The organism is Rhizobium sp. SEMIA 4085, assembly GCF_013004495.1.
Classification (GTDB): Bacteria; Pseudomonadota; Alphaproteobacteria; order Rhizobiales; family Rhizobiaceae; genus Rhizobium; species Rhizobium gallicum.
The window spans coordinates 1-4,705 of sequence record NZ_JABEPH010000416.1; the positions used below are offsets into that span (position 1 = coordinate 1).

Here is a 4,705-nt window from a genome sequence, read left to right on the forward strand (position 1 = left end):
CTCAGGTCGGTACGGGGGTCACATCTCCTCCCGGAGCCACCCTTCCCCATGACGCAGCCGCCGTTTTGACCCTCGCGCCCAGGGAAAGGTGCGCCCTCCCCGGGCATACATGAAGGGACTCGTTAAAGGCGCGTCTAAAGAACGCGCCGAGGTTGATCCGTTCTGCAGCGACCGCCACAAGCTTCTTATCGAGTCGGCGCTCGAATTCCCGCGATCGGGCCGCCCGCGGCCTGCCGTGCGGTGTCGTAGGCTTTAACCGCATCCGTGGTCCGACGTCATCGCGGTACTGGGCAAGCGTCATGCCGGCCTTGATCAGCAGAGTTCTTATCTGCGGACGGTGCTCGGCAGCGATGACAAGGCCAAACGACTTGATCAGGACAGGCTTCGGGACGGGCAGCTCGATCTCGTCGATGATGTCATTTCCCACTTGCGCTTCCTCGGCAAACACGAGGTATTGATCCACCAGGTCATGAGCGGCCTCGAGGGTCTCGGTGTCCGGGCTGTACCGGCACCAGGTGTCACCAAAAGCACTCAGCGATCCGTATGACATCAAGAGCTCCTTTGCCCTTCAAATGAACGCGGAAACTGCCTGATTGTTCAAAAGATGCTGCAAGTGGCGCGAAAGCGGCGTGGCTTCGTCCGGATCAGTTGCCCGCGCGGGATGGCCGCCGCGGGGCAGGAGGCGCATTTCGAGTAGATTCTCCATTTCGGCCTGGGCGGCCGTGGGGGCCAATGACGCGCAAGGCGAGAAGAGTTGTCATGAAGCACATGGAATAGTTCCTTCCGTCACTTCCATGGCAAAACCAGTGCGGCGTTTGCTCCATGGGACCAAGGAGTAAACTTTCAAACGTGATGGACCGGGAGCGAGGCGGGAGCACTCGCGAAAGGAGGGCGGGCATGAACAATGCCGTGGCCCATGTCGGTGCGGATCCGGAACGGATGATCGCCGCGCCCGAGGAGATCGATCTGCAGATGCTGCGGACCTGGCCGAAGGCTAGCCGCATGGCCGGTTCGAGCGGGTCGCCCGCACCTTCGAGGATTGGAAGAAGGGCAAGCACAGCCGAGAACGGCCCCTTCTCGATGACTGCCGCGGCGATCTCAATCGCTGCGTGACCGCCGAAGCCCGTATGACGGCGCTCGTCGTCGCCCGATGCTATGGCGACATGGATGCCCGCGACGCTTTTCACGATCTCCTTTTCAATGAGCACAAGTTGATGTGGGCGCCACCTGCCCATGCCTATGCCGGCAATCTGCCGGGGCATGTGGATCGGCTGGAAACCGCATGATGATGCGCAGGGTGCACCGCCAGGCGATGGCTTGACGGTTCTCTGTGTCAACGACAAGCCGGACGGAAGCTACCAGTCAACGGCAAGGGAATTGGCTGATCAGCTGGGGCTTGACGGCGCCCTCGTTGCAATCAACTCGCGAACCAGTCCGTCGGAGAGGCGATCTTCGATTTCGCCAAGTCGGCGAATGCGACGTGCCTCTTGATTGGCGCTTTCAAGCATGGCTATCTCCTGGAACTGCTGCTCGGCCGTTTCACTCACTTCCTGCTGTCGGATTCGCCGCATCCATTCATGATGAAGCATTAGCGGCGGCGACCCTTGACCTCGCCTGCGCCAAGAAAAGCCGCTACAAGGTCGGTACTTGCATCGGGCTATATCGATGACACACGAAACTCCGGCCGCATCTCAATCGCGCAACTTACCCATGGCATTCGCGGCAGGTGCAATTATTGGCGCGCTCGGTGGGCTGATCGGCCTCGGCGGCGCGGAATTTCGTTTGCCGTTACTGATTGGTCCTTTCAATTTCGCGGCCCTGGAAGCCGTCATTCTTAACAAAGCCGTGAGCCTCGTCGTGGTCGCGACGGCTCTGCCGCTCCGCGCCGGAACGGTGCCGTTCGCCGTTATCGCCGAAAACTGGCCTTTCGCCGCCAACCTGCTCGCTGGAAGCCTGCTTGGCATGGTTTGGGGCTGGATGGGCAACGCGCCTGAAACCGGAAACGCTCTACAAGGTTATTGCCGTTCTGCTCGTTGCTATCGCGGCGGTGCTGGTCCTCGGCCATGACGTTCGTGCAGGTCAGCCGGTTCTGACTGGGCCGTCCCAGCTCATCGCGGGCGTGATCGCAGGCTTCGTTATCGGTGTGGTAGCCTCGCTGCTCGGCGTGGCAGGCGGGGAGTTGCTGATCCCGACTCTGGTGCTCCTGTTCGGCGCCGATATCAAGCTGGCCGGAAGCCTCTCGCTCGCGGTGAGCCTGCCGCCCATGCTTGTCGGCTTCACCCGCTACCCCCGGGATCAGAGCTTTTCGGTTATCCGTTGCAACAAGGCATTTCTGCTCGTGATGGCAGCGGGGTCGACTGTCGGAACCTTCACCGGCGGGTTACTTCTCAGTATTGTGCCGAGTGTCGTCCTATTGCCTGCGCTTGCCGTGATCCTCCTGATTTCAGCGTCGAGAGTCTGGCGGCATCAATAGTTCGGTGGGAGGCGCAACCCCAACTTGCACACCTAGGCGCCAGCTACACATGGCGATGATAGCTGGCGGCGGACGAGCCGGGCGTGAACCGCATTTCATGCAGTGTCTGCATCGCCCAACGTGCAGAAGTCTGTTGAGTGGCAGAAGGTTGCGTGCCTCCTTCTCGGGTATTGTTGAGCGCATATGGGTCGACATCAGCGATCAGGTGGCTGGGCAGCGCGGTCATCTGCCGCATCGTGTTCTCCCGGGCGGTGCGCTGCAGTTGCTTTGCCCTGAACGCAAAGAAGATGTTCAGAATGCTGTGTGCAGCCTCGGTCATGATGGCCTCCTTTGTTTATCGAGCCATGGTGCTAAAATACCTTTGCGTTGACTTTCAAACAAACGAAATGATATGGTGCTTAAGATCAGAAAAATTGAAAGATGCGACGATGACTATGCCCTTTCGCCGCCCGATCCCCTTGCTCGACAATGATGTTCTGAGAACCTTTGTCGCCATTGCGGAAACGGGTAATTTTTCGACTGCAGCCGAGGCTGTGTTCCGAACGCCGTCGGCGGTTTCCATGCAGATCAAAAAGCTCGAGGAACAGCTCGGCGCGACGCTCTTCCTGCGTGATGCGCGTTCGGTGACGCTGACGCAGCCCGGCGAGCTCTTGCTGACCTATGCGCGCAATATCTTGGCGCTGTCCAACGAGGCGGTCTCGCGCTTCATCATGCCGGAACTCAGCGGCGTCGTGCGGCTCGGCGCGCCGGAGGATATCGGCGAGCGGCTGCTGCCAAGTATCCTGAAGAGCTTCGCGGAGAGCTATCCGGGCATCATGGTCGACGTGACGATCGACATGAGCATCGGTCTCAAGAAGCGCATGGAAGAGCAGAGGCTGGATCTGGCGCTGATCAATTGCGCCACGCGGCCGTTTCCGACCGGCGGGGAGATCGTGTTTCGTGAACGCCTTGTCTGGGCAGGCGCCAAATGCGGTACTGCCCACAGGCGCGATCCCCTGCCGATCTCGATCTGGGAGGATGGCTGCATCTGGCGCCAGGAGGCACTGGCGCAGCTTGAACGCAACAAGCGGCCTTACCGCGTCGCCTATCTCAGCGGCCATACGATGGCGCAGCGCGCCGCCGTGCTTTCCGACCTTGCGATCGCGCCGCTGCCGCGCTCCTATGTGGCCGACGGCATGGTGATGCTCGGTGCGCAAGAAGGCCTGCCTGAACTCGGCTCGTTCGACATCCGGCTGCTGACGGCCTCCCAGCTCTCAGGGCCCATGGAGGCGGTCGCCGACAGCATCCGCTTTGCTTTCGCGGAAAAGGCAAAGGCCGCCGCCGCTTGATCCGGACGGCGAGGAACTTTATTGGATTTTCGCGCGTTGAACGGCGAAAGCAGCAAGCTGCTTCGGCCGCGCGATTTCTAGTTTGCAAAAGAGGATTTCCAAAATGACAATAACGGTCAAAATCGGCGCAGCGCTGATGCTGCTTTTGGCGCTTTCTTCCTGCGGCAATACCATCCGTGGCGTGGGCCGTGATACGGCAAACGCCGTCAACGCGACGCAGGATGCCGGCCATTCTGTCAACCGCGCCGCACGCCGCTAAATCTTTTCAGACCGTTGCGGCAGGATAGGCGCGCTCGAGGCCGCCCGATCGGTTAAGGCCAGTGCGGAAAGCAATATAGGCCGGATGCTGGCTTGATTTCGCCGCTTCGGTCAAACGGATCTGAAGCCGCGCCGGCGCGGCTTCACCAATCCACATTCCAGTATTTTCAAGTTTCAGAGAATTGAGAAAGGGCGCAGCCGCGGCCAGATCCAGATACCGATACAAGCCGGCGATCAGGCTGTCGTCCTGCGCGGCATTCTCCATGAGCAGAGCAAGATACGACCTGTCCGCTTCAGAAGCGCTTGCAAATTTGCTGGCAACAGTGTCGCGATCGGGAAAGGAAGCGGCTGGCGTCATCGGTCATCCATTACGCTGCTGCCACGGCCCGGCAGTCGTTTGACTAGAACATGCCGTCAGCCTAGGAGCGATAGCCTACGCGAGGCTGGAATTGCTCAAAGAGCGGCCTTCACCTTTTCCGCGACGTCAGCCGGCATCCACCGTGTCCAGAGTTCGGGGTAGTTGCGCAGAAAGTACAGCGCCGCGTTCTCGCTGCTTTCCCGGTTTTCGTCCTGCCACGCCAGAATGTCGTTTATGGTGTTGTTGTCCCAGGTGCGGGAGCGCAAGTAGGCGAGTTCGGGACCGGCA

Annotated in this window: 8 protein-coding genes and 2 pseudogenes; 6 read left to right on the plus strand and 4 right to left on the minus strand. The window is 60.2% G+C overall.

The annotated features are described in order from the left end of the window. Position 1: 1 nt before the first annotated feature. Positions 2-550: a hypothetical protein gene (locus C9413_RS27960; protein ID WP_170251205.1), complete on the minus strand. Its 549-nt coding sequence runs from the start codon at positions 548-550 to the stop codon at positions 2-4. Positions 551-897: 347 nt separating this feature from the next. On the opposite strand from C9413_RS27960, the gene C9413_RS32830 reads away from it, so the two are divergent. From C9413_RS32830 to C9413_RS27970, 4 genes and pseudogenes are all read left to right on the plus strand, one after another. Next, a complete protein-coding gene (locus tag C9413_RS32830; protein ID WP_052451531.1) occupies positions 898-1,113 on the plus strand; it encodes a hypothetical protein in 216 nt (71 codons plus the stop codon). A gap of 14 nt (positions 1,114-1,127) precedes the next feature. Beyond that, positions 1,128-1,286, plus strand: coding sequence for a hypothetical protein (locus tag C9413_RS32835; RefSeq protein WP_203226148.1), 159 nt, complete (start codon positions 1,128-1,130; stop codon positions 1,284-1,286). Positions 1,287-1,487: 201 nt separating this feature from the next. Then, a complete protein-coding gene (locus C9413_RS33875; RefSeq protein ID WP_323808225.1) occupies positions 1,488-1,592 on the plus strand; it encodes a hypothetical protein in 105 nt (34 codons plus the stop codon). 73 nt (positions 1,593-1,665) lie between these two features. Then, positions 1,666-2,473 (plus strand): annotated as a pseudogene (locus tag C9413_RS27970) (sulfite exporter TauE/SafE family protein). A 43-nt stretch (positions 2,474-2,516) separates the two neighbouring features. Here the strand turns inward: C9413_RS27970 and C9413_RS27975 are convergent. Further along, positions 2,517-2,792 (minus strand): hypothetical protein, encoded by a 276-nt coding sequence (locus C9413_RS27975; RefSeq protein WP_170251206.1) that lies wholly within the window; start codon positions 2,790-2,792, stop codon positions 2,517-2,519. Positions 2,793-2,859: 67 nt separating this feature from the next. On the opposite strand from C9413_RS27975, the gene C9413_RS27980 reads away from it, so the two are divergent. Next, a complete protein-coding gene (locus tag C9413_RS27980) occupies positions 2,860-3,801 on the plus strand; it encodes a LysR family transcriptional regulator (protein ID WP_170251207.1) in 942 nt (313 codons plus the stop codon). 103 nt (positions 3,802-3,904) lie between these two features. Beyond that, on the plus strand, positions 3,905-4,060 hold the full coding sequence (locus C9413_RS27985) for an entericidin A/B family lipoprotein (RefSeq protein ID WP_039845170.1): 156 nt from the start codon (positions 3,905-3,907) through the stop codon (positions 4,058-4,060). 6 nt (positions 4,061-4,066) lie between these two features. Here C9413_RS27985 and C9413_RS27990 read toward each other — a convergent pair whose 3' ends face one another. Then, complete coding sequence (locus C9413_RS27990) at positions 4,067-4,417, minus strand: hypothetical protein (RefSeq protein ID WP_039845169.1); 351 nt, start codon at positions 4,415-4,417, stop codon at positions 4,067-4,069. 95 nt (positions 4,418-4,512) lie between these two features. Then, a pseudogene (locus tag C9413_RS27995) lies at positions 4,513-4,705 on the minus strand (ABC transporter substrate-binding protein); the annotation flags it as partial.

What these genes read in the sequence shown, in the direction of transcription:
- C9413_RS27960 (WP_170251205.1), bottom strand. Translation starts at nt 550, where the DNA reads ATGTCATACGGATCGCTGAGTGCTTTTGGTGACACCTGGTGCCGGTAC.
- C9413_RS32830 (WP_052451531.1), top strand. Translation starts at nt 898, where the DNA reads ATGAACAATGCCGTGGCCCATGTCGGTGCGGATCCGGAACGGATGATC.
- C9413_RS32835 (WP_203226148.1), top strand. Translation starts at nt 1,128, where the DNA reads ATGACGGCGCTCGTCGTCGCCCGATGCTATGGCGACATGGATGCCCGC.
- C9413_RS27975 (WP_170251206.1), bottom strand. Translation starts at nt 2,792, where the DNA reads ATGACCGAGGCTGCACACAGCATTCTGAACATCTTCTTTGCGTTCAGG.
- C9413_RS27980 (WP_170251207.1), top strand. Translation starts at nt 2,860, where the DNA reads ATGATATGGTGCTTAAGATCAGAAAAATTGAAAGATGCGACGATGACT.
- C9413_RS27985 (WP_039845170.1), top strand. Translation starts at nt 3,905, where the DNA reads ATGACAATAACGGTCAAAATCGGCGCAGCGCTGATGCTGCTTTTGGCG.
- C9413_RS27990 (WP_039845169.1), bottom strand. Translation starts at nt 4,417, where the DNA reads ATGACGCCAGCCGCTTCCTTTCCCGATCGCGACACTGTTGCCAGCAAA.